22 protein-coding genes are annotated in these 21,271 nt (G+C 67.5%); 9 read left to right on the forward strand and 13 right to left on the reverse strand.

Going from position 1 to position 21,271, the window contains the following annotated elements:
* Positions 1 to 352: 352 nt before the first annotated feature.
* The 4 genes from ABNQ40_RS17435 to ABNQ40_RS17450 all read left to right on the forward strand — a co-directional run bounded on the left by ABNQ40_RS17435 (position 353) and on the right by ABNQ40_RS17450 (position 5,010).
* Complete coding sequence (locus ABNQ40_RS17435) at positions 353 to 655, forward strand: DUF485 domain-containing protein (RefSeq protein WP_098738812.1); 303 nt, start codon at positions 353 to 355, stop codon at positions 653 to 655.
* The gene (locus ABNQ40_RS17440) at positions 655 to 2,382 is read left to right on the forward strand and encodes a cation acetate symporter (protein ID WP_109051828.1); all 1,728 of its coding nucleotides are present in this window, start codon (positions 655 to 657) and stop codon (positions 2,380 to 2,382) included. The genes ABNQ40_RS17435 and ABNQ40_RS17440 overlap by 1 nt, the downstream gene beginning before the upstream one ends.
* A 269-nt stretch (positions 2,383 to 2,651) precedes the next feature.
* Complete coding sequence (locus tag ABNQ40_RS17445) at positions 2,652 to 4,520, forward strand: DUF294 nucleotidyltransferase-like domain-containing protein (RefSeq protein ID WP_109051829.1); 1,869 nt, start codon at positions 2,652 to 2,654, stop codon at positions 4,518 to 4,520.
* Positions 4,521 to 4,530: 10 nt separating this feature from the next.
* Complete coding sequence (locus tag ABNQ40_RS17450) at positions 4,531 to 5,010, forward strand: DNA polymerase III (RefSeq protein WP_109051830.1); 480 nt, start codon at positions 4,531 to 4,533, stop codon at positions 5,008 to 5,010.
* A 15-nt stretch (positions 5,011 to 5,025) separates the two neighbouring features.
* Here the strand turns inward: ABNQ40_RS17450 and ABNQ40_RS17455 are convergent, their stop codons facing one another.
* The 4 genes from ABNQ40_RS17455 to ABNQ40_RS17470 all read right to left on the reverse strand — a co-directional run bounded on the left by ABNQ40_RS17455 (position 5,026) and on the right by ABNQ40_RS17470 (position 7,304).
* Entirely contained in the window at positions 5,026 to 5,880 is an 855-nt protein-coding gene (locus ABNQ40_RS17455; RefSeq protein WP_109051831.1) for a carbon-nitrogen hydrolase family protein, read from the reverse strand.
* Entirely contained in the window at positions 5,877 to 6,140 is a 264-nt protein-coding gene (gene grxC / locus ABNQ40_RS17460; protein ID WP_098738817.1) for a glutaredoxin 3, read from the reverse strand. Before grxC ends, ABNQ40_RS17455 begins: the two co-directional genes overlap by 4 nt.
* Positions 6,141 to 6,257: 117 nt before the next feature.
* Positions 6,258 to 7,025 (reverse strand): ComF family protein, encoded by a 768-nt coding sequence (locus ABNQ40_RS17465; protein WP_109051832.1) that lies wholly within the window; start codon positions 7,023 to 7,025, stop codon positions 6,258 to 6,260.
* Positions 7,026 to 7,037: 12 nt separating this feature from the next.
* Positions 7,038 to 7,304, reverse strand: a complete 267-nt coding sequence (locus ABNQ40_RS17470) for a flagellar biosynthetic protein FliQ (protein WP_109051833.1) — start codon at positions 7,302 to 7,304, stop codon at positions 7,038 to 7,040.
* A 111-nt stretch (positions 7,305 to 7,415) separates the two neighbouring features.
* Between ABNQ40_RS17470 and ABNQ40_RS17475 the strand changes: the two genes are divergently transcribed.
* Positions 7,416 to 8,324, forward strand: a complete 909-nt coding sequence (locus ABNQ40_RS17475) for a methyltransferase domain-containing protein (RefSeq protein ID WP_109051834.1) — start codon at positions 7,416 to 7,418, stop codon at positions 8,322 to 8,324.
* A 19-nt stretch (positions 8,325 to 8,343) separates the two neighbouring features.
* Here the strand turns inward: ABNQ40_RS17475 and ABNQ40_RS17480 are convergent, their stop codons facing one another.
* The 3 genes from ABNQ40_RS17480 to ABNQ40_RS17490 all read right to left on the reverse strand — a co-directional run bounded on the left by ABNQ40_RS17480 (position 8,344) and on the right by ABNQ40_RS17490 (position 11,438).
* Positions 8,344 to 9,129 (reverse strand): sulfite exporter TauE/SafE family protein, encoded by a 786-nt coding sequence (locus ABNQ40_RS17480; RefSeq protein WP_109051835.1) that lies wholly within the window; start codon positions 9,127 to 9,129, stop codon positions 8,344 to 8,346.
* Positions 9,130 to 9,307: 178 nt separating this feature from the next.
* On the reverse strand, positions 9,308 to 10,228 hold the full coding sequence (locus ABNQ40_RS17485; protein ID WP_109051836.1) for a replication protein RepA: 921 nt from the start codon (positions 10,226 to 10,228) through the stop codon (positions 9,308 to 9,310).
* Between the two features lie 370 nt (positions 10,229 to 10,598).
* Positions 10,599 to 11,438 carry a universal stress protein gene (locus ABNQ40_RS17490; protein WP_109491180.1) on the reverse strand — a complete coding sequence of 280 codons (840 nt, stop codon included), beginning with the start codon at positions 11,436 to 11,438 and terminating at the stop codon, positions 10,599 to 10,601.
* Between the two features lie 521 nt (positions 11,439 to 11,959).
* Between ABNQ40_RS17490 and ABNQ40_RS17495 the strand changes: the two genes are divergently transcribed.
* Positions 11,960 to 13,705: a bifunctional diguanylate cyclase/phosphodiesterase gene (locus ABNQ40_RS17495; RefSeq protein WP_109051837.1), complete on the forward strand. Its 1,746-nt coding sequence runs from the start codon at positions 11,960 to 11,962 to the stop codon at positions 13,703 to 13,705.
* 30 nt (positions 13,706 to 13,735) lie between these two features.
* Here the strand turns inward: ABNQ40_RS17495 and ABNQ40_RS17500 are convergent, their stop codons facing one another.
* The 6 genes from ABNQ40_RS17500 to ABNQ40_RS17525 form a co-directional block, all read right to left on the reverse strand.
* Positions 13,736 to 14,227: a protease complex subunit PrcB family protein gene (locus ABNQ40_RS17500; protein ID WP_109051838.1), complete on the reverse strand. Its 492-nt coding sequence runs from the start codon at positions 14,225 to 14,227 to the stop codon at positions 13,736 to 13,738.
* Between the two features lie 7 nt (positions 14,228 to 14,234).
* The gene (locus ABNQ40_RS17505; protein WP_109051839.1) at positions 14,235 to 15,416 is read right to left on the reverse strand and encodes a M20 aminoacylase family protein; all 1,182 of its coding nucleotides are present in this window, start codon (positions 15,414 to 15,416) and stop codon (positions 14,235 to 14,237) included.
* Positions 15,417 to 15,497: 81 nt separating this feature from the next.
* A complete protein-coding gene (locus tag ABNQ40_RS17510) occupies positions 15,498 to 16,133 on the reverse strand; it encodes a glutathione S-transferase family protein (RefSeq protein ID WP_098738827.1) in 636 nt (211 codons plus the stop codon).
* Positions 16,134 to 16,256: 123 nt separating this feature from the next.
* Positions 16,257 to 16,505 carry a DUF1272 domain-containing protein gene (locus tag ABNQ40_RS17515; protein WP_109051840.1) on the reverse strand — a complete coding sequence of 83 codons (249 nt, stop codon included), beginning with the start codon at positions 16,503 to 16,505 and terminating at the stop codon, positions 16,257 to 16,259.
* A gap of 135 nt (positions 16,506 to 16,640) precedes the next feature.
* Positions 16,641 to 18,302: an HD domain-containing phosphohydrolase gene (locus ABNQ40_RS17520; protein ID WP_109051841.1), complete on the reverse strand. Its 1,662-nt coding sequence runs from the start codon at positions 18,300 to 18,302 to the stop codon at positions 16,641 to 16,643.
* Positions 18,303 to 18,367: 65 nt separating this feature from the next.
* Positions 18,368 to 18,742: a response regulator gene (locus ABNQ40_RS17525; protein WP_109051842.1), complete on the reverse strand. Its 375-nt coding sequence runs from the start codon at positions 18,740 to 18,742 to the stop codon at positions 18,368 to 18,370.
* A 232-nt stretch (positions 18,743 to 18,974) separates the two neighbouring features.
* Here ABNQ40_RS17525 and ABNQ40_RS17530 point away from each other — a divergent pair, with 232 nt between their 5' ends.
* From ABNQ40_RS17530 to ABNQ40_RS17540, 3 genes are all read left to right on the forward strand, one after another.
* Complete coding sequence (locus ABNQ40_RS17530; protein WP_109051843.1) at positions 18,975 to 19,541, forward strand: invasion associated locus B family protein; 567 nt, start codon at positions 18,975 to 18,977, stop codon at positions 19,539 to 19,541.
* Positions 19,542 to 19,619: 78 nt separating this feature from the next.
* Positions 19,620 to 20,789 carry a 23S rRNA (adenine(2503)-C(2))-methyltransferase RlmN gene (gene rlmN, locus ABNQ40_RS17535; protein ID WP_109051844.1) on the forward strand — a complete coding sequence of 390 codons (1,170 nt, stop codon included), beginning with the start codon at positions 19,620 to 19,622 and terminating at the stop codon, positions 20,787 to 20,789.
* Between the two features lie 134 nt (positions 20,790 to 20,923).
* Positions 20,924 to 21,250, forward strand: a complete 327-nt coding sequence (locus tag ABNQ40_RS17540) for a hypothetical protein (RefSeq protein ID WP_247880054.1) — start codon at positions 20,924 to 20,926, stop codon at positions 21,248 to 21,250.
* The last annotated feature ends 21 nt before the right edge of the window (positions 21,251 to 21,271 follow it).

Here is a 21,271-nt window from a genome sequence, read left to right on the forward strand (position 1 = left end):
CGGCAGGGTGGCGCCACCGCGCGGCCCTGCCATTGAGTCCCAACGAAACCGTTTGAAAAGCTGACTGTTTGAAAGGCGCGCCCGGCAACGGGGGCGCCTTTCCCGTATGGCGCTACAGCCTTGCCCAGGCTTGCTTTTTCGGGGCCGTCCGCCCCCTCGGCGCCCACCCCATCGACCAAGGTAGGGGGTGCGCCCAACAATGATCTGTATCAAACAATTGGGCAGGTCAAGGGCGTACGAATTACGGGAAGAAACCCGGACGCGACCGCCCGGACGGCAAATGCCCGCTGATCCCGAAGACGATGTCTGGATGGATCGCGAAAGATTGCCGGCACTCGATGAGGGGACGCACATGAGTCAAAGCGCACAAAGGATTGTGAACAATCCAAAGTTCCAGGAACTGGTGGCGAAACGGTCCGCCTTCGCCTGGACTTTGTCGATTGCCATGCTGGTCATTTATTTCGGTTTCATCCTGCTGGTGGCGTTCGGGAAGTCGTTCCTGGGCACGCCGATCGGCTCCGGCGTCACGACCTGGGGCATTCCCATCGGCGTCTTCACCATCGTGTCCGCCTTCATCCTGACCGGCATCTACGTGCATCGGGCGAACGGCGAATTCGACGAGCTGAACCGCCAGATCCTGGAGGAGTCGAAGTGATGCGCGCCGCCACCACCCGTCTTGCCGCCACCCGTCTCGCGGCCGCCGCCGCCGCGGCCGGCGTGCTGGTTCCCGCCTGCGGCTATGCCGACGCCATCGGCGGCGCCGTGCAGAAGCAGGCGACGAACTGGTCCGCCATCGTCATGTTCCTGATCTTCGTGCTGTTGACGCTGGCCATCACCTTCTGGGCCGCTCGCCGCACCAAGTCGGCCAAGGACTTCTACGCTGCCGGCGGCGGCATCACCGGCTTCCAGAACGGCCTCGCCATCGCCGGCGACTATATGTCGGCAGCATCCTTCCTCGGCATCGCCGGCCTCGTCTACGCGTCGGGCTTCGACGGGCTGATCTATTCGGTGGGCTGGCTGGTCGGCTGGCCGATCGTGCTGTTCCTGATCGCGGAGCGGCTGCGCAACCTCGGCAAATACACCTTCGCCGACGTCGCCTCCTACCGCTTCAAGCAGACGCCGATCCGCACCCTGTCGGCCTGCGGCTCGCTGGCGACCGTCACCTTCTACCTGATCGCCCAGATGGTCGGCGCCGGCAAGCTGATCCAGCTGCTGTTCGGCCTGGATTATCTGGTCGCCGTCATCATCGTCGGCGTGCTGATGATCGGCTACGTCACCTTCGGCGGCATGCTGGCGACGACCTGGGTGCAGATCATCAAGGCGGTGATGCTGCTGTCCGGCGCCTCCTTCATGGCCTTCATGATCCTGGCCAAGTTCGGCTTCAGCCCCGAGGCGATGTTCAAGGCCGCGGTCGAGCTGCACCCGAAGGGTCTGGCGATCATGTCGCCGGGCGCGCTGGTCACCGATCCGGTCTCGGCGATCTCGCTGGGCATGGCTCTGATGTTCGGCACCGCCGGCCTGCCGCATATCCTGATGCGCTTCTTCACGGTGTCGGATGCCAAGGAAGCCCGCAAGTCGGTCTTCTACGCCACCGGCTTCATCGGCTACTTCTACATCCTGACCTTCATCATCGGCTTCGGCGCCATCCTGATGATCCTGGCTCCCGACGCCACCGGCGCCTATCCCTTCCTGACCGCGGGCCCGGCAGCCGGCGCCAAGGCGGTGATCGCCAACGTCATCGGCGGCACCAACATGGCGGCCATCCACACCGCCCATGCGGTCGGCGGCGACCTGTTCTACGGCTTCATCTCGGCGGTTGCCTTCGCCACCATCCTGGCGGTGGTCGCAGGTCTGACTCTGGCCGGCGCCTCGGCGGTCTCCCATGACCTCTACGCCTCGGTCTTCGCCAAGGGCCGCGCCAACGAGGCCGACGAGATCCGCGTGTCGAAGATCACCACCGTTGCCATCGGCATCCTGTCTATCGTGCTGGGCATCGCCTTCGAGAACCAGAACGTCGCCTTCATGGTCGGCTTGGCCTTCGTCATTGCCGCCTCGGCCAACTTCCCGATCCTGCTGATGTCGATGTTCTGGGGCAAGATGACCACCCGCGGCGCGGTTCTGGGCGGCGGCCTGGGCCTGGTCTCGGCGATCGTCCTGCTGGTTCTGGGTCCGACCGTGTGGAAGGCTGTGCTGGGCAACCCGACCGCCATCTTCCCGTATGACAATCCGGGCCTGTTCTCGATCCTGCTGTCCTTTGCCGGCATCTGGTTCTTCTCGATCACCGACAACAGCGCGCAGGCCCAGAAGGAGCGCAAGGACTTCGAAGCCCAGTACATCCGGTCGCAGACCGGCCTGGGTGCCGAGGGTGCGTCGGCCCACTAAGCGGTTGTCCATCGAACGATCAGGCGTTCGAACGAACAGGGCGGAGCAATAAGACCAGGGAAGGGATCGCGTCTCGCACCGCATCCCTTCTCCCCTTCGGGGAATGCTCAAGCCCGTGCGGTGACCGAACCACGCCGCCAAATGTCGCACCCGCTTCCGGCCTCGGGCCCGGCGGGTGTATCCTGGAAAGCGCCTCCGGATCCGGTCCGGAGGCGCTTTTTTATGCCCGCTTTTCCCGATGCCCCGCCCTCCTGTGACGGAGCCTGCCCGTGCAGCACGCGATGCCGACCGCCTCCCCGGACTTCGATTTCGGCCAGCCCCCCTTCGACCTGCTGACCGGCGATCAGCGGACGGCGCTGGCGGGGGCGCTGGACATCGCGCTTTACCCGCGCGACGCGGTCCTGTTGTCGCGGGAGGAGCCGACCGATGCGATGTTCGTCGTGCTGCGCGGCACCGTGCAGGAACGCCGCGGCGGCGAGGTGGCGGCGGTCCATGGGCCCGGCGACCGTTTCGGCTTGCAGTCCCTGTATGGCGCCGCGGGTGCCGGCGCTGGCGGCAGTACCGCCCGCCGTTTCGTCGCGGCTGAGGAGTGCGCCTGCCACCTGATCCCGCGCCCCGCTCTGGAAGCGCTGGCGGCGGAGAATTCCGAATTCGGCGCTGCCATGATCGGCGATTTCGCCCAGCGCATGCGCGATCTGGCGGCACTGCGGTCCAACCGCGAGATGGCGGCGCTGACCATGGCGCGCATTCGGCAGGCCTATCTCCACCCGCCGCTGTTCGTCGAGGCCACGGCCAGCCTGCGCGATGCGGCCGAGGCGATGCGGCAGAACCGCGCCAGCAGCGTGCTGGTGCGCGGAGCGGACGGAGCGGTCGGCATCCTGACCGGCACCGACCTGCGCGACCTCGTGGTGCTGGACGGTCGGCCGGTGAGCGAGCCGGTCGGGCCGCTCGCCCGCTACGGGCTGCTGACGCTGGATCGCGACGATCTGCTGTTCAACGCGCTGGTGCTGATGACCAAGCATGCGGTGCGCCGGGTGGTGGTGACGGAGAATGGCGCCATCGTCGGGCTGTTGGGGCAAAGCGACCTGCTGGCGGTGTTGTCCAACCATTCCCAGGTCATCGGGTTGCAGGTGGAGCATGCCAACGACCCCGCCGATCTGCGCCGGGCCAGCCGGTCCATCGTCGAGCTGATCCGCACCCTGCATGCAACCGGGGTCAAGGTTTCCTTCATCGCCGATCTGGTGACCGAGCTGAACCGCCGCATCTTCCGCAAGCTGTTCGAACTGCTGGCCCCGCCGGACCTGCTGGCCAACAGCTGCCTGATCGTGATGGGCAGCGAGGGGCGCGGCGAACAGCTGCTGAAGACCGACCAGGACAACGGCCTGATCCTGCGCGACGGCTTCGACTGTCCCGACTTAGCCGACATCGCCGCCGATTTCACCCGCCATCTGGTGGAGTTCGGCTATCCGCCCTGTCCCGGCAACATCATGGTGTCGAACCCCGAATGGACGCGGCCGCTCGCCGGCTACAAGGACGCGCTGTTCAACTGGGTCCATCGGCCGGACGAGGCGGCGCAGATGAACCTCGCCATCTTCTACGACGCCGCTCCGGTGGCTGGCGACGCCACGCTGCTGGCCGAGGCGAAGGACTATCTGCTGAGCCGGTTGCAGGACAACCAGATGTTCTTCACCCAGTTCGCCCGCCCGACCCTGTCCTTCGACACGCCGAGCGGCCTGTTCGCCGCCCTGTTCGAGCGGCGCCGGGCGGAAGCGGTGGACATCAAGAAGGCCGGCATCTTCCCCATCGTCCATGGCGTGCGTGCGCTGGCGCTGGAAAAGCACCGGGCGGAAACCAACACGGTGGAGCGCATCCAGGTACTGGCCGAGCTGGGGGCGCTGGACCGCAAGATGGCTGCCGATCTGGTGGAGGCCTTCACCATCCTGTCGACCATCCGTCTGAAGGCGCGCGTCGATCTCCCCGATGACGGGCCTGAGGGGGAGGGAGCGGAACTGGCGATCGACAACCTCGTCCACCCGGACCGGCTGGGCAAGCTCGACCGCGACCAGTTCAAGGACTGTCTGGCCCTGGTGAAGAGCTTCAAGGAGCTGATCGCCCACCATTTCCGCCTGAATCATTGAGGCGGCGACCATGACGCACTCCGATCACACCGACGCCGACCGCCGGGAGCACGTGGCGGTCCATTGCGAGGCGACCAGCTTCGATCCTGAGTCGGCGAGGCCGCTGACCTTCGCCGCCATCCGCATCCGCGGTTCCCGCATCCTGACCGGCAGCGCCCTGCTGCTCCATCCCGGCAGCGATACCGGGATGGCCGAGGCCGGCGACCTGCTGCACGCCTTCATCGGCGGCCGGCCGCTGGTCGGCTATTACCTGGATTTCTCCGTCGCCATGGCGGAACGCCTGACCGGCCGCCCACTGCCGGAGGAGCGGACGGAGGTGTCGAGCCTCTATTACGACCGCAAGATCCGCAGCCTGTCGAAGCAGGCGGTCGATCTGCGGCTGGACAGTCTGGTCCATGACCTCGACCTGCCGGTGCGGCCTGACGGCGCCTTCGGCATCGCGCTGACCGCAGCGATGGCGTGGCTGCGGCTGACACAGGACGGGCGTTGAGGAGAAGCGGACGGGTCAGAACCCGATCCGCTCCACCTCGAAGGCGCGGTCGTGGGTCAGCGACGGCACCATGCTGCGGGCTTCCGCGATGCGGTCGAGGTCGAGGTCGGCGGTGATGAAGCCGACATCGGTGCCGGCATCGGCCAGCACCTCGCCCCACGGCGCGATCAGCAGGGAATGGCCATAGGTCTGGCGGCCCTGGTCGTGGCTGCCGGTCTGGGCCGGGGCAACGACGAAGCAGCCGGTCTCGATGGCGCGGGTGCGCAGCAGTGTGTGCCAGTGGGCGCGGCCGGTCGGCACGGTGAAGGCAGCCGGCACCGTCAGGATCGACGCCCCCGCCTTGGCCAGCGCCCGGTAGAGATAGGCGAAGCGCACATCGTAGCAGACGGTCATGCCAATGCCGCCCCAAGGGCTGGAGGCGACAACCGCCCGCTCGCCCGGCCGGAAGGTGGCCGACTCGCGGTAGGATTCGCCGTCCTTCAGCGTGACGTCGAACATGTGGATCTTGTCGTAGAAGGCGACGATCCGCCCCCCGGCGTCGAACAGATGGCTGCGGTTGGCGGCGCGTCCGTCCTCCAGCAGGACATGCAGGGTGCCACCCAGGATCCAGGCCCCTGTTTCCCGCGCCAGATCGGCGAAGAAGGGAATGCCGGGATGCTCCGTCTCGCTGCGGACGCGCTGCATGGTCTTGTCGCGGCCCTGGACGATCCAGCCGACATTCTCCGGCAGAGCGATGAAGTCCGCCCCGGCGTCGCGGGCACGGCGGACGAGATCGCCCGCCGCCCGCAGGTTCGGCTCAAGCTCCGTGCCCGCATTCACCTGGACGCAGGCGGCCTTCAGCACGCCAGTGCCAGCGGCGCCCCCGCTCACGCGGCGATGCCGAGCAGCGGGTCGAGCTTGCCGGCGCGGTCCAGCGCGTGGATGTCGTCGCTGCCGCCATACGGCTTCCCATCGATGAAGACCTGCGGGACGGTGGTCCGGCCTTCTGACCGCTCGATCATCTCGCTGCGGCGGCCCGGCTGGGCGTAGAGGTCGATTTCCTCGTATGTCACGCCCTTGCCATCGAGCAGGCTCTTGGCCCGCATGCAGTAGGGACAGAAGGGCGTGGTGTAGATGACGACGTCGGCCATGCCACTGGGCTCCTTTTGGACGTGGAGAAACTATAAGGTCAACCCACGAGGGGCGCCAGACGTTGCAGCCCGCGTGCGACGCCGGTCAGCGTCGCCGGCCGCGACCCTTTTCAAGCGTCAGCGGTGCACCACACGCGCCAGGGTCAGCACGTCGACCCGGGCCGCCCCGGCGCGCAGCAGGACCCGCGTGCATTCCGCCAGCGTCGCCCCGGTGGTCATCACGTCGTCGATCAGCACCAGCCGCTGTCCCGTTACCTGTTCCTTTGCCGATTGTCCCGGCCGCAGGCGGAAGGCGCCCTTGACGTTGCGGTGGCGCCCCTGGCGATCCAGCCCGCCCTGGGTCGGGGTGGAGCGGTGGCGTTGCAGCAGGTCGGGCGTGGCGGGAACGCCGCTGTGCCGCGACAGCGCCTGTGCCAGCAGGGCCGCCTGGTTGTAGCGGCGGCGGAACAGGCGGCCGCGGTGCAAGGGCACCGGCAGCAGCCGGTCGGCATCCGCCAGCAGCTCCTTACCGGCCCGCGCCAGCCAGACGCCATAGGATTTGGCGGCATGGATGCGGTCGCCATGCTTGAAGCCGAGGACCAGCGGCCGGCTGCCGTCATCATAGGCCAGCACGGCGCGGGCGCGGGCGAAAGGCGGCGGGGCCGCCAGACAGGCGCCGCACAGCGCGCCCTCCTGCGCCTCATACTCGAAGGGAAGGCCGCAGCAGGCGCACAGCGGCGGGGCGATGAAGGTCAGCTTGACCCAGCAGGCCGCACACAGGCCGCCCTGCCGGTCCACCGCCTCGCCGCAGCTGAGACAGCGCGGCGGCAGCAGCGCGTCCAGCAGCAGGGCCGCCGCACCGCTGGCGATGCGGCCAAGTCCGGAAAGCGGCGCTGGCGCCTGCATCGGCCCGGTCCGTCACTGCAGCATGGCGATGCGCTCGAAGATCACCGCCGTATAGTCGCGCAGCGCCAGATAGATCGCCGGGCCGGTGACGAACAGGATCAGCAGGGTGGCGAAGAACTTCATGTCCTGCTGCAACGACGACTCGTTGATGTTGGTGGCGCTCTGGAACAGCATCAGCCCGGCCGACAGCAATGCCGTGATGCCCAGCGTCGGCAGCGAGATTTTCAGGATGACCATCAGCGCTTCGTGACTGACGGCAATGGCCTCGTCGATGCCCATTCCGATGCCTGTCCGGTTTTCCTCCCATGCGGGAGCGGTGCTGTGGAGAAGGTGGCTGGGCTGCGAGTGTAGCACGGTTGTCGTGCCGCCGGCCTGGGGTATAGTGCGGCCATGACAAGCCCCGACAGCATGACCGTTTTCGACCGTGCGCTCGTCCGCCGCCGCCGTGACCGCGCCGTCGCCGAATTCACCGACCACGCCTTCCTGTTCGAGGAGATCGCCGACCGCCTTGCCGACCGGCTGGAGGACGTGATCCGTCCCTTCCCGCTGGCGCTCGACGTCGGCTGCCACGATGGGGCCATGGGCCGGATTCTGAAAGGCCGCAAGGGAATCGAGCAACTGGTCGCCTGCGACCTGTCGCCGGATTTCGCCCGCGCTGCCCTCGCTCCCGGCAACCCCACCGTTGCCGCCATCGCCGCCGACGAGGAGTTCCTGCCCTTCGCCGCCGGCAGCTTCGATCTGGCCGTCAGCAATCTCAGCCTGCACTGGGTCAACGACCTGCCGGGCGCCCTGGTGCAGATCCGGCAGGCGCTGAAGCCCGACGGCTTCTTCTGCGCCTCCATGCTGGGCGGCCAGACCCTGGCCGAACTGCGCCGCTGCCTGTACGAGGCGGAGATGGAGGTGTCGGGCGGCGTCTCCCCCCGCGTGTCGCCCTTCGCCGAGATCAAGGATGCCGGCGGGTTGCTGCAACGTGCCGGCTTCGCCCTGCCGGTGGTCGACAGCGACGTGATCACCGTCACCTATTCCGACGCCTTCGCCCTGATGCGCGAACTGCGCGGCATGGGCGAGACCAATGCCGTTCTGGCGCGCCGCAAGGTTCCGGCAACCCGCTCCATGCTGTTCGACGCGGCCCGACGCTATGCCGAGCTTTATGCCGAGCCGGACGGGCGGATCCCGGTGACCTTCGAAGTGCTCTATCTCGCCGGCTGGTCGCCGCACGAGAGCCAGCAGCAGCCGCTGAAACCCGGCAGCGGGCAGGTTCCGCTGGGCGACGCGCTGAAGGGTGGCGGTATCCACTGAAACAGGCTGAGGGGCTGGTTTACGCAACCAGCTTCCAGGCCATCCAACCCAGCACCCCGGCGTTCACCAGCATGATCGCCGGGGCGACACGGGCGACCGCGGTGCGCCAGGTGCGGCCGGCGATATGGCCGGCCAGCCCGACCGCCAGCAGGCTCGGCACCGTGCCGAGTGCGAAGGCCGCCATGCCGAGTGCGCCGGTCAGCGCACTGCCGCTCGCCGCCGCCACCGCGATGGCGCCATAGAGCATCCCGCAGGGAATGAAGCCCAGCGCCACCCCCAGCCCATAGCCGCGCCAGCCCGTCGGGTTGCCGAACAGCGGCCGGGCGAGGCCGGACACCCGCTCGCTCCACCAGCGCTGCACTCCGGTGCTTCCCAGTGAAGGAGCCTTGGGCATCAAGAACAGGGGCAGCCAGGACAGGACGCCGCGCGCGGCATAGCCGAAGAAGAACAGCGCCGCCAGCGCCAGCAGCGCCACCGACAGCCAGCGCAGTCCCGGCAGCGCCCCGACATGGCCGGCGACCGAGGCCGACAGCGCGCCGACCAGCGCATAGGTCGTCGCCCGGCCGGCGTGATAGGGCAGCACCGCCGCCCCGGTCAGTCGCCGGAACTCCGACATTGCCGACAGCGGCACCCGCTCCAGCCGCGCCGACACCTGGGCCAGCACGAAGGGGCCGCACATGCCGGCGCAATGGGTGGTGCCGCCGACCAGTCCGGCGGTCAGCAGGGCCAGCAACAGCCCGCCGTCGCGGTCGATGACCACGGCGCACTGGTTCAGTCCGGCATCCAGCAGCGACAGGGCGTCCAAGGCAAAGCCTCTCCGGTTCGGGAACTGGCGGCGATCTTAGGGGGAGGGGAGGGTCCCCCCAATGACGTGGGTCAATGGCGGGCGGGCTTGCCGGGGTGTGGGGGAAAGCGACCGCGGGGAGTTCGGCCAGGGAGAGTTCGGTGGGGAATTTCAGTGCCGGTCGCTTAACCCCACGCTTCTACGCCAGCAGGCGGGCGATGGGCGGGCGGCTGGGATGGAGGACGACGCCGTCGTCGGCCGGTTCGACCTTCGCGTCGGGATAGGCGGCCAGCGCATATTGCAGGGCCTGGACGAAGCGCGGCTTGAAATGCTTCATCTGGTCATAGCCGGCACCGAACTGCGCATAGAGCGAGGGCCAGGAGATCGGCTGCGGCCGGCTCAGCGAATGCAGCCTGTAGGCGAGCCAGACATAGAGGTCGAGGCTCAGAGAGCGGTCCTTCAACTGCCGCACCGCTTCCTCCAGCAGGGGAACCGGATGATCGCGCAGGGCCTGGAAGAAGGTCTCGTCCAACTGGACCACGTCGTTCCACAGCGTGCCCTGGCGGTCGTCGCCGAGAGCGTCGTGGAAGATCAGGCCGCGCTTGACGATGCCGCCCTTTTCGAAGACGTCGGCATCCTCGCCGTCCCAGAAGAATTTCAGCGAGCAAGCGGAGATGCGCAGCGACTGTTCGCGGAAGCCGCGGAAGGTCTCACCGCCGACGCTGATGCCCATCCGGGTCAGCCAGTCGCGCATGGAGCGGCCGAGTTCGACTTCACGGCGGCCGGTGCGCACAGCCTGGGTTTGCAGATAGATCAGGATCATCCGCGCCCGCGCGCCATAGGGCACGCCGAACAGCTTCATCTTGCCGTTCACCTTCAGCCGGCCCGGTTCGACCAGCAGCGTCACCTGATGGCCGCGCTTTTCCCAGGGCATGTCGTCGGCCAGCTTCTTGTGCGGCAGGCTGGTCAGGCAGAAACCGCTGTAGGTGATGCCGAGATGCTGGTTCTCGTCCGCCAGGATGTCGGCGGCGATGTCCACCAGCGTCCGCTCTTCGGGCCGGACCAGGGCGCGCGCCTTGTCCCGGCCATGCTCGATCACGAGCCTGTGTATGTCGCCCATCGCGCCCTCACCCAGATGTTGTGGCATCCTGGTGAGCGGTGGCCGATGGAGTCAATGTGGGGTTAGGCGACCGTGCTAGTCGATGGTTAGTTGTTAGACTTATTAGTTGAGTCGCCGCTTGTCCCCATGGGGAAACCCCGAGTCGCGCCGCTTTTCCCCACGAATCCGCCGCTTTTCCCCAAGGGTGCCAGGGTGGACAAAGAGGCGCGAAAGAGGCGCGGTCGCTTTTCCCCACGGGCTCCCAACGGCGACTCGCGACGGTTGCGGAGGGACTCGGGAGAGGTGGGCGGTCGCTTAACCCCACGGACGGGGAACCGGACGGGTACCTGTCCGTCGGCGATGCCTCCACCCGCCTCCTGACTGCGCCCCCTCAATGGCTCATCAGCACCGGAACAGTCATGTGCTGCAACATGAAGCGGGTCATGCCGCCCAGCACCAGTTCGCGGAAGCGTGAACGGCCGTAGGCGCCCATCACCAGCAGGTCGCAGCTTTCGTCGGCGGCCATGTTCAGCAGGGTGTCGCCGGGCTCCACCACGTCGGTGGCGACATGGGTGGCCTCCACGCGGCAGCCGTGGCGGGACAAATGGCGGGCGATGTCGGCGCAGGGCTCGTCGCCCAGGCCGTTCGGGCCGGGCTTCGGATTGGCCGCCATCACCACGACGCGCTTGGCGGCGGTCAGCAGGGACATGGCGTCGCCGATTGCGCGAGCCGCCTCGCGGCTGCCGTTCCAACCGACCAGAACCCGCTCGCCGATGCTGGAGAAACGGCCGGCATAGGGCACGACCAGGAGCGGCCGGCCGCATTCGAACAGAAGGTCCGCCGGCTGGGCAACCAGTTGGTCGCGGTCGCGGTCCGGATCGGGCTGGCCGACCACGACCAGATCGGCATAGCGGCCACGCACCGCGGCGGCGATGGTCGGATCGGCTTCCTGCGCCAGCCATTCGGATCGGTCGGTCATGCCGTGCAGGCGCATGATGTCGTCGAAGGCCGCCTGCATCCGGTCCGTCTGGTCCTTGCGGGTCTGGCGGCGGCTTTCACGCAATTCCTGAGGGATTTCGGCTTCGATGTAGCCGGGGAGTACCGTGTCGGTGAAGGCATAGAGCGCGGTCAGATGCGCATCGCACCGTGCCGCGAGCCGTGCTGCGAGGTCGAGACGCGCTGCGGACGCGGGCGTATCGTCGACGACGACCAGGAAATCCTTGAGAGCCATGGCGTGGTTCCTGCCCAAAATGGTGATCATTGCCCTTCATCCGGGCCCTTTGTGTAGAGGTTCACAGTCGGGGAGGTGCCGGGCTGGGCGACATCCTCGACGTCGTTGTCCCCACTTGTCTTGGCAGTATAAATCCGTGCCTGTCCGTCGATCCCTTTCCATTACAAGGCACAGCCATGCCTTTGCCGCGTTCCTGCACCGCACAAGACTGGTCGTCCGCCGAACATTCGACTTGGGATGCAATCGCAGGCCGCAGACACCCCTATAAAGAACGAGATCCATTCCTCTATTCGCACAGTGAGGAACAGAAAATCAGGATTGTGCGTTTGGCGATGGTGCAACCCGCGCTTGAATGAATACTATGATATGCCCATGGATATGCAGCCGTGTCTCCGATGGATGGGCTATAGAAACGTTCAAGCTCTGTTGCACTAAGGCAGCTTTGGTTTTGACGGGCGGGTGACACTTCGCGTAAGTGTTGGGTATCGATTTCCTGATGAGTACCCCACTCTATCCTCGCCATGAGTCCTGATCCCCGAATCACCGCGCTGGCCGACGCTTTATCGGGTGCCACATCCGGCGCGCCGGGGCTCGACGCCCTGCGTCAGATTCTCGACGCCATGACGGTGAAGGTGGCGTTGATGGACCCGCAGAGGCGGCACATCTACGCCAACCGCGCCTATCTGGAGATGATGGGGACAACTCTGGAGAAGGCGGTCGGCACCACCATCGGCGACCTGCTGGGGCAGGACCAGCTGCGCAACACCGTCGGGGCGGCCAAACGCGCGCTGGCGGGCGAGACGGTGCAGACGGAAGGCTGGATCACCCAGGCCGACGGCCAGCAGCGTTACGTCACGCGGCTTCATGCGCCGCACCGGGCGGAAGACGGCGCCGTCACCGGCTACTTCGTCATCCTGCAGGACATGACCGAACGCCGGCAGGTGCAGGACGACCTGTTCCGCCTCGCCTATTACGACCCGGTGACCGGGCTGGCCAACCGCCTGATGCTGCTGAAGCACATGGCGGACTATCGCAACATGGGGGAGCCCTTCACCCTCGTCATCCTGGACATCGACCGCTTCGCGGAAATCCGCAGCAGCATGGGCCAGGGCTTCGCCAACGAGGTGCTGGACGGTCTGGCCCAGCGGATGGCGGCGCAGGCCGCCGCCTTCGACCTGATCGCCCGCGTCAGCGACCATGCCTTCGCCATGCTGGCCGGCGGCGCCTGCGACCGGCCGGTGCTGGAAGGCGCCATCGAAGAGCTGGCGTCGGTGGTGCGCTCCGCCCGTTCCAGTTCGGGCGGCACGGTGTTCCTGTCCGCCAGCATCGGCGTCGCCGTCGCGTCGCCGACCCACGAACGTCCCGACGACGTGCTGCGCGATGCCGAGATCGCCACCGCCCGCGCCCGTGAACAGGGCGGCGGGCGGCAGGCCTGGTTCGACCCGGCGATGCATTCCCATGTGGTCGAGCAGGTGCGGCTGGAGCACGACCTGCGCAGCGCGTTGGACAGCGGCAGCGACCTGTGGGTCGCCTATCAGCCGATCGTGGAGATGGTGACCGGCGGGCTGGCGGGGTTCGAGGCGCTGATGCGCTGGAACCACCCGGAACGCGGCAACATCCCGCCCGGCATCTTCATTCCCATCGCCGAAAGCACCGGTCTGGTCGTGTCGCTCGGCACCTGGGTGCTGCGGCAGGCCTGTCTGCAGATCGCGGAGTGGCAGGACCGCCGCGAACCGGGCTCCGCCCCGCTGTTCATGAGCGTCAACCTGTCCACCCACCAACTGTCCGACCCCAACTTCGTCCAGGTCGTGCGCGAGGTTCTGCGCGAAACCGGGGTGGAGCCGTCCTGGATCAAGCTGGAGCTGACGGAAAGTGCCGTGATGGACAAGGCGGAACAGTCGATCCGCCTGCTGCGCGATCTGCGGGCGCTGGGCATCAAGCTGTCGATCGACGATTTCGGCACCGGCTATTCGTCGCTGTCCTACCTGCACAAGCTGCCCATCGACAGCCTGAAGGTCGACCGCTCCTTCGTCTCCGCCATGCACCAGTCGGAGGAAAACCGCGCCATCGTCCGCATCATCATGGATCTGGCGCGCCTGCTGGGCTTCGACGTCATCGCCGAAGGCATCGAGACCAGCGCCGACGCCAACCTGCTGCGGGCGCTGGCCTGCGACTATGGCCAGGGCTACCACTTCGCCCGCCCGCTGCCGTCGGCGGATGCCGGCAAGCTGGTCGGTGGGGAACTGCCGTGGCAGATGCCGCGGTGAGGGTGGCGGTCTGACGCCACCTTCCGTCTTTTACTTCCCCCGAACGAATTTCGGCGTCCCCGCCGTGCCGGGCAGCAGGCGGATGGCGTAGGGGCTGGTGCGCATCTGCGCCACCGCCTGCGCGGGGCCGGGCACCATCTCGTGATAGCCGACGATCAGGTCGGCGCCCTTCTGCTGCACGCTGTCGATGGCGACGCCGTAGCCGGCGCTGTCGCGCGGCCCCAGGAACACCGCCACCGCCATCCGCCCGCCGGGCAGGGAGGACGGGGCCGGCTCACCGACCCGTGCCCACAGTGACGACCATTCGCCGCTGTCGCGGGCGACGACATAGGCGCGCTCGGCGGCGCTGCTGTGGTCGCCCTGCCAGACGGTGCCGGCCTCCGCCTGCGCCGGCAGCAGGTTGCCGTCGGCGCGGTCGTTGCCGCCCTGGCAGGAGGCCAGCAGAAGGGCAGGGGCGAACAGCAGCGGGATCAGATGTGGGATTGGATGCGGGATCAGGCGGGGACGGGACGGCAGCTTCATGGGACGGTCAGGCGCTCCGCGGCAGGATCGTCTCGACCAGCGACGCCCAATAGCTGGCGCCGGTGGTCAGGATCGCGTCGTTGAAGTCGTAGTGTGGATTGTGCAGACGGCAGGAGGATCCAAGATGTCCGCCATGACCAAGCCAGATATAGGCGCCCGGCCGCTCCTTCAGCATATAGCCGAAATCCTCCGCCGCCATGGTCGGGTCCGGCGCCCAGACCACATTCTCCTCGCCCACCACCTTGGCGGCGGCGGTGGCGGCGATGCGCGCCTCCGGCTCGCTGTTGACCGTGGCGGGATAGCCGGGGCGGAAGCGCAACTCCGCCTTGGCACCCAGACCTTCGGCGATGCTGGTGACGAGGCGGCCGAACTGCTCCTGGATGCGGCTGTGGTTCTCTTCGGAGAAGGTGCGCATGGTGCCGCGCATCCGCGCGCTGTCGGGGATGACGTTGGCCGCGGTCCCGGCCTCCACCACCGTGATCGACACGACGGCACTCTCGGCCGGGTTGGTGCCGCGGCTGACCAGGCTCTGCGCCGCGGTGACGATGTGGGCCGACACCAGGACCGGATCGATGCCGCGATGGGGCATGGCGGCGTGGGCGCCGTGGCCGGTCACATGGATTTCGAACTGGTTGGCCGCGGCCATCACCGGGCCGGGATGCACGGCGATCCGGCCGGCCGGAAGCTCCGGCCAATTGTGCAGGCCATAGACCTGCTCGCAGTCGAACTGCTGGAACAGTCCGTCCTCGATCATCCGCCTGGCACCGCCCAGCCCTTCCTCGGCCGGCTGGAAGATGAAGTGGACGGTGCCGTCGAAGTTGCGGGTCTCCGCCAGATAGCGGGCGGCACCCAGCAGCATGGCGGTGTGACCGTCATGGCCGCAGGCGTGCATCCTGCCGGCATGGCGCGAGGCATGGTCGAAGTCGTTGGCCTCCGGCATCGGCAGCGCATCCATGTCGGCGCGCAGCCCGATGGTGCGGCCGCTGCCGGTGCCCAGCCCCGTCAGCGTGCCGACCACGCCGGTCCCGCCCAGGCCGCGATGCACCGCGATGCCGAACTCCGCCAGCTTCGTGGCGACGATGTCGGAGGTGCGCTTTTCTTCGAACCCCAGTTCCGGGTGGGCGTGGATGTCGCGCCGCCACACGGTCATGTCGTCCTGGAAGGCGGCGATGCGGTTGTTGATCGGCATGTCTCTAACGTCTGGTTGGAACGGCCGGATGGCGTTCGGGGAAAACCGGGCGAGGAAGGCTGAGGGTCGAGGATCGTCCGCTCAGCCGGAAGCGGCCAAATCGGGAACCGACATTCCGCGCTGGACCGCCGGCCTTGCGGCGACGGTGTCGTGCCAGCGCTTCAGGTTGGGGAACCGCTCCAGCAGTCCGCCGCCCGCCACCGCCGCGGCGGCGATGAAGGGGAAGCAGGCGATGTCGGCGATGGAGTAGGAGGCGCCGGCCAGATGCTCTGCCGCGCCCAGACGCTCCTCCAGCGCCGCATAGCAACGCATCAGCTCGCCCTTGTACAGGTCGATGGCGTGGGGGATCCGGTCGGGGGAGCGGGCGGCGAAGCGCTGCATGTCGATGGCGGTGGGGCCGAGGTCGCTGATGCCCAGCATGAACCAGCTCATCGCCTCCGCCCGCTCGTCCTCATCCTCGGGCAGCAGCCGGCCGGTGCGCTCGGCGAAATGCAGCAGGATGGCGCCGGAACCGAACAGGCGCCGCACCCGGCCGCCCGGAAGCTCCTCCGCCAGCGCCGGAATCTTGGTGATCGGGCTGACCGCCAGGAAGTCCGGCCGCTTGTTCTCGCCGGCGGCCAGATCGACACGGTGGACGGTGTAGGGCAGTCCCAACTCCTCCAGCAGGATGGAGGCCTTGCGTCCGTTGGGCGTGGGAAAGCTGTAGAGCGTGAGCATGCTGCGACGGTCCCTGCGCTCCGTCCGGGGGCGGATCCCCGGGAGCGATGGCACCAGTCTGGCCGATTTGCGCGGCGAACGCCAGCGACAGCACTGCCGATCCGGGCCTTCCATCCGTCAGGGCTAGAACAGCGAGGCGCAGCCGTCCGGCTTCACGATGCGCGTGGCCGACGGCGGGTTGGCCGCCAGCTTCGCCGCCGGGCGGATCGGCCGCCGCACCAGCTCTCCCCCGCAGTTCGGGCAGCGCTCCCCCGGCAGCCGGGCGCGGCAATCGGCGCAGAAGGTGCATTCGAAGGAACAGATATAGGCGTCCGTCGCCTCGGGCGGCAGGTCGCGGTCGCAGCATTCGCAGTTGGGGCGCAGGTCCAGCATGGCACGGTCTCCGGCTCAGGGGATATGCCAGGGAGAATAGCGGGCTTCGTGCGCCGGGATGAGTGGCGCTAGTGCCGGTGGACGTCAAAATCCTGCCAAAGCGACATGCGCCCCCGTGCCCTCCGGGAGTGAAGGCTACATCGCCTCCGCCCGGCGGCCGAACAGGGCGCGCAGCTTGCGGCCGATGGCGCCGCCCAGCATGCCGTGGCCGCCCCCCGCCTTCGGGAACCAGCCGGGGTCATCGGTCTGAAAGCGGCGGACGACATGCACGAAGGCATCGACGACGTCGGGGTCGAAATCGCGGCCCGACCGTTCGACGATCCAGGCCATCGCGTCCTCCACCGCCCAGGCGCTGCGGTACTGGCGGCTGGTGATCAGCGCGTCGAACACATCGGCCACCGCCATGATGCGGGCGCCGATGGGGATGGCGCTGCCGCGCAGACCCTCCTGATAGCCCGATCCGTCGTAGCGTTCGTGGTGATAGCGCGCGATCTCCGCCGCGATGGACAGCAGCGACCGGCCGCGCAGCGGCACCGCCGCCTCGGCCAGGATGCGGTGGCCGATCTCGGTGTGGCGCTGGATCATCTGCATGTCGATGCCGGTCAGCTCGCCCGGCATCCCCAGCGTCTCGTCCGACACGCTCAGCATGCCGACATCGTGCAGCAGGGCCGCCAGCCCGACCTTCTCGACGAAGTCGGCGTCAAGCTCGTCCCGGAACTTCTCGCGCTGATGCAGCTCACGGGCGATGGAGCCCACCAGCTTCTCGATGCGCTGAAGATGGCCGGTGGCGGCGTTGTCCTTGTATTCGGCCAGCGCACCCATCGCCAGGACGGTCGCCTTCTGCGAGGTGTTCAGCTCCTCGATCAGCAGGGCGTTCTCGAAGGCGATGGAGCATTTGTTGCGGAACAGCTCCATCAGCTGCCATTCGCGGGCGGTGCCGTCGTTGCGGCCCTCGACATAGATCATGCCGGTGATGCCGCCGTTGGCGCGCAGGCGCAGCGCGCAGAAATCCGGCTCGATGATCGTCTCGCTGCTGGGCGACAGCCGCTCCAGCGCCGCCTCCACCCGCGGTTCGCCAAGCTCCGCGACCTCCACGTCCTTCCACTTGGCGAAGCGGCCGGTGGAGGCGCGCACGCGGATCTTGCGGTCGCGCGGCAGCGTGTCGCCCTGGATGCACAGAAGCGCATGGTGGCCGATGCCGAGCAGCCCGACGACGCGCGGCAGGATGTTGGGGAACAGCACGTCGGGCGTGCGCATCTCCAGCAGGCCGGTGGTTGCCACCAGCATGCGGGCCAGCCCCTTGCGCCCCGCCGCCAGCGCCTGGAGGCTGGCGAAGGTGCGCAGCTGGCCGGCGACGGCGGTGCGCAATGCGCGCGGCGTCAGTTCCGCCTTGACCCGCCAATCGCCGACGTCGTTGGCGGCGATGGCCTCATCCTCGCTTCCGGTGTCCGCGCTCCCGGTTTCCGCATCCCGCTCGTCGGTGCAGACCAGGATGCGGGTGCGCTGGTTGCCCAGTTCGCGCCGCAGATAGGCCACCAAGTCCAGCCCCGCCTTCGCACCGTCCAGCGCGGTCTCCAGCAGGATCAGGGCGGTGTCGGGATGCCGCTGCAGGGCGTCGCGTGCCTCGGCGGCGGAGGTGGCGCCGGTCAGGTCGACCCCGGCGCCGTCGATCGACAGCCCCTCCACCGCCGACCGTGCCTTGGCCAGCAGCGACGGATCGGAATCGACGACCAGAACCTTGAACGGTGGTTTGGCGACCGGATCGGCCATCTCCGGCCGTGCATCGTCGTGGAGCATGGCATTCCCAGCGGTTGCGCGTCTGCGGTGCGCGTCCGGCAAGGTAATCCCGTTGCGTGATTCATTCAACCGGCGACAAGTGCCGCCAACACCTCCGACGCCAGCAGGCTGGGGTTGACCGGCTTGGAGATCACCCGCGATACGCCCAGCTTGGCGAAGGCGGCGGAGGTCAGTTCGGCCGGCACCTTCTCGTCGATGGCCGACAGGATGACGACCGGCATCTCCGGGCGCAGCGTCCGTGCGGCCTTGATGACCTCGAACCCGTCATGGTCGGGCATGATGATGTCGGTGAGGACGAGGTCGAACTGTTGGACGTAAAGGATGCCGATGGCTTCCGGGGCGCTGGCGCACAGGGTCAGGTCATGGCCTTCGCGGGCCAGGATCGCGCGGATCAGGTTGCGCGTGACCGGATCGTCGTCCACCACCAGTAGCTTGGCCATGCCAGTCCCCGTCGCGTTCATGCCGGGCGCAGGTGTAGCGTGAACCCCCGGTTACGCCAGCGGCAAGTTTATGACCCCCCATTGTGCTTATGCGTGTCAAAATGTCACGCAACGAGCAGGGCGGCCTGTGAGAAACGAGCCTGCACCGGCCCGGCAGTCTTGGAATGGTCAGTCCGTTTGGGGTAGTGTCCGCCCGCACCCCACGGACCAACAACGAGCAGACGCAAGACCGATGTTGCTTCCCAACGCCGTCCGCCGATTTGCCGGGGCCGTCTTTGCCGGTTCTGTCGTCTCTTCCATCCTCGCCGCCGGCTTTCTGGCCGCCGGCGTGACCGCCGCGCCGGCCGCCGCGGCCGACCCGCGCCATCTCGGCACCTTCAAGGACTGGAACGCCTTCCTGTTCGAGGAGAAGGGCCAGAAGGTGTGCTACATCTCCAGCCAGCCCAAGAAGTCGGAGCCGAAGGCGAAGCGCGGCGACATCTACACGCTGGTCACCCACCGCCCGGCGGAAAAGGCCCTGGACGTCGTCAGCGTCATCGTCGGCTATCCGTTCAAGAAGGGCAGCGAGGCCGAGGTCAGCATCGACGGCAAGGACTTCAAGCTGTTCACCGACGGCGAGACCGCCTGGGCCCGCGATGCCGACGCCGACCGCGCCGTGACCTCGGCGCTGCGCAACGGCAAGCAGATGGTGGTGAAGGGCGTGTCCGGCCGTGGCACCAAGACGACCGACACCTACAGCCTGGCCGGTGTCGGGCAGGCCTATGACGCCATCAACGAGGCCTGCGGCGTGAAGCGCTGATCGCCGCAGCGGATTACTTGGTCTTTCTGCCTTCGAGTCTTTTGACTCCGCGCGCTCATGGCCCTATGTAATGGGGCCATGAGCGCCTCCAATCATGCTTCCGCCTTCGTTCTGCCGGCGACCGATGCCGACGGACGCAAGAACCTTGTCGGCCTGTCCCGCGAAGAGCTGGAAGCCGAGATGCTGTCGATCGGCCTGGAAAAGTTCCGGGCACGCCAGCTCTGGCACTGGCTCTACCACCGCGGCTCCACCGATTTCGCCGAGATGACCACCCTGGCCAAGCCGGTGCGGGAAAAGCTGGCCGATGCCTACATCGTGGCGCGGCCGACGGTGGTGAAGGATCTGAAGTCGGCGGACGGCACCCGCAAGTGGCTGCTGCGCATGCCCGACGGGCAGGAGGTGGAGAGCGTCCACATCCCCGAAGAGGACCGCGGTACGCTCTGCGTCTCCTCCCAGGTCGGCTGCACGCTGACCTGCCGCTTCTGCCACACCGGCACGCAGCGTCTGGTGCGCAACCTGGACGCGGCGGAGATCGTGGCCCAGGTGATGCTGGCGCGCGACATGCTGGGCGAATGGCCGGCGCCGCCCGACGGGCGCATGCTGTCCAACATCGTCATGATGGGCATGGGCGAACCGCTGTTCAATTACGACAACGTCGCCAAGGCGTTGAAGATCGTGATGGACGGCGACGGCATCTCGATCTCCAAGCGGCGCATCACGCTGTCGACCTCCGGCGTCGTGCCGATGATGGAGCGCTGCGGCCAGGAGCTGAACGTGAACCTCGCGGTCAGCCTGCATGCGGTGACCGACGAACTGCGCGACATCATCATGCCCATCAACCGCAAATACCCGCTGCGCGAGCTGATGGACGCCTGCAGGAACTATCCGGGCCTGTCGAACGCCCGCCGCATCACCTTCGAATATGTGATGCTGAAGGGAATCAACGACACGCCGGCCGATGCGCGGGCGCTGGTCAAGCTGCTGGAAGGCGTTCCGGCCAAGATCAACCTGATCCCCTTCAACGAATGGCCGGGCGCCCCCTACGAGCGGTCGACCGCAAAGGCGATCCAGGTCTTCGGCGACATCGTCAACAATGCCGGCTATGCCAGCCCGGTCCGCACCCCGCGCGGCGAGGACATCATGGCCGCCTGCGGTCAGCTGAAGAGCGCCAGCCTGCGCCTGACGGCCGCCGAACGCGCCGCCATTGCCAACGTCATCGCGGAGAAGGACGCGGCGCTGGTGTCGTAAGAGGTAGCGGGCGACAACCTCCGATGGCGAGGTGGTTCTGGGCCGGGCATGTTGAAGCCCGGCCGCCGCGTGCCTATGTTCCCTGTATGTTCGGAGGCTTAGCCGATGCCGTCCGCCTCCCCCCGGAATTGCGGATGGCTCCGCGCTATGACAGGGTATCGGTATCTTCGCCCAACAAACCCGGTTCCAGCATCGGCATGCCCGCCCCCATCGAGGACATCATCGCCAAGGCGATCAAGGACGCCGACAAGTCGTTCTTCAACGAGGATTACGCCAAGCAGGCGAAGGCGGTGACCGCCGCCCTGAAGAAGGCGGGGTACGAGGTGGCGCCGGTGAAGCCGCCGCCGGGGCTTGTCGAATGGGCGAAGGACAACATTCCGTTCGGTCGTCTTCGTCCCGCGGAATTGATTACACAGATGTACTCGATGATGGTCGAGAACGTGCGCCGCTTCGACAAGTAGCGCCAGCGCAAGCGCGGCGGT

It is taken from the genome of Azospirillum sp. A23, from assembly GCF_042938965.1.
GTDB classification, from domain to species: Bacteria; Pseudomonadota; Alphaproteobacteria; order Azospirillales; family Azospirillaceae; genus Azospirillum; species Azospirillum melinis.

Bases quoted from the DNA above. Each gene is read 5' to 3' on its own strand.
- ABNQ40_RS17485 (WP_109051836.1), bottom strand. From the start codon at position 10,228: ATGGGCGACATACACAGGCTCGTGATCGAGCATGGCCGGGACAAGGCG.
- ABNQ40_RS17470 (WP_109051833.1), bottom strand. From the start codon at position 7,304: ATGGGCATCGACGAGGCCATTGCCGTCAGTCACGAAGCGCTGATGGTC.
- ABNQ40_RS17435 (WP_098738812.1), top strand. From the start codon at position 353: ATGAGTCAAAGCGCACAAAGGATTGTGAACAATCCAAAGTTCCAGGAA.
- ABNQ40_RS17530 (WP_109051843.1), top strand. From the start codon at position 18,975: ATGTTGCTTCCCAACGCCGTCCGCCGATTTGCCGGGGCCGTCTTTGCC.
- ABNQ40_RS17495 (WP_109051837.1), top strand. From the start codon at position 11,960: ATGAGTCCTGATCCCCGAATCACCGCGCTGGCCGACGCTTTATCGGGT.
- ABNQ40_RS17465 (WP_109051832.1), bottom strand. From the start codon at position 7,025: ATGCAGGCGCCAGCGCCGCTTTCCGGACTTGGCCGCATCGCCAGCGGT.
- ABNQ40_RS17515 (WP_109051840.1), bottom strand. From the start codon at position 16,505: ATGCTGGACCTGCGCCCCAACTGCGAATGCTGCGACCGCGACCTGCCG.
- ABNQ40_RS17440 (WP_109051828.1), top strand. From the start codon at position 655: ATGCGCGCCGCCACCACCCGTCTTGCCGCCACCCGTCTCGCGGCCGCC.
- ABNQ40_RS17475 (WP_109051834.1), top strand. From the start codon at position 7,416: ATGACAAGCCCCGACAGCATGACCGTTTTCGACCGTGCGCTCGTCCGC.
- ABNQ40_RS17505 (WP_109051839.1), bottom strand. From the start codon at position 15,416: ATGCCGATCAACAACCGCATCGCCGCCTTCCAGGACGACATGACCGTG.
- ABNQ40_RS17520 (WP_109051841.1), bottom strand. From the start codon at position 18,302: ATGCTCCACGACGATGCACGGCCGGAGATGGCCGATCCGGTCGCCAAA.
- grxC (WP_098738817.1), bottom strand. From the start codon at position 6,140: ATGGCCGACGTCGTCATCTACACCACGCCCTTCTGTCCCTACTGCATG.
- ABNQ40_RS17510 (WP_098738827.1), bottom strand. From the start codon at position 16,133: ATGCTCACGCTCTACAGCTTTCCCACGCCCAACGGACGCAAGGCCTCC.
- ABNQ40_RS17450 (WP_109051830.1), top strand. From the start codon at position 4,531: ATGACGCACTCCGATCACACCGACGCCGACCGCCGGGAGCACGTGGCG.
- rlmN (WP_109051844.1), top strand. From the start codon at position 19,620: ATGAGCGCCTCCAATCATGCTTCCGCCTTCGTTCTGCCGGCGACCGAT.
- ABNQ40_RS17500 (WP_109051838.1), bottom strand. From the start codon at position 14,227: ATGAAGCTGCCGTCCCGTCCCCGCCTGATCCCGCATCCAATCCCACAT.
- ABNQ40_RS17525 (WP_109051842.1), bottom strand. From the start codon at position 18,742: ATGGCCAAGCTACTGGTGGTGGACGACGATCCGGTCACGCGCAACCTG.
- ABNQ40_RS17490 (WP_109491180.1), bottom strand. From the start codon at position 11,438: ATGGCTCTCAAGGATTTCCTGGTCGTCGTCGACGATACGCCCGCGTCC.
- ABNQ40_RS17540 (WP_247880054.1), top strand. From the start codon at position 20,924: ATGGCTCCGCGCTATGACAGGGTATCGGTATCTTCGCCCAACAAACCC.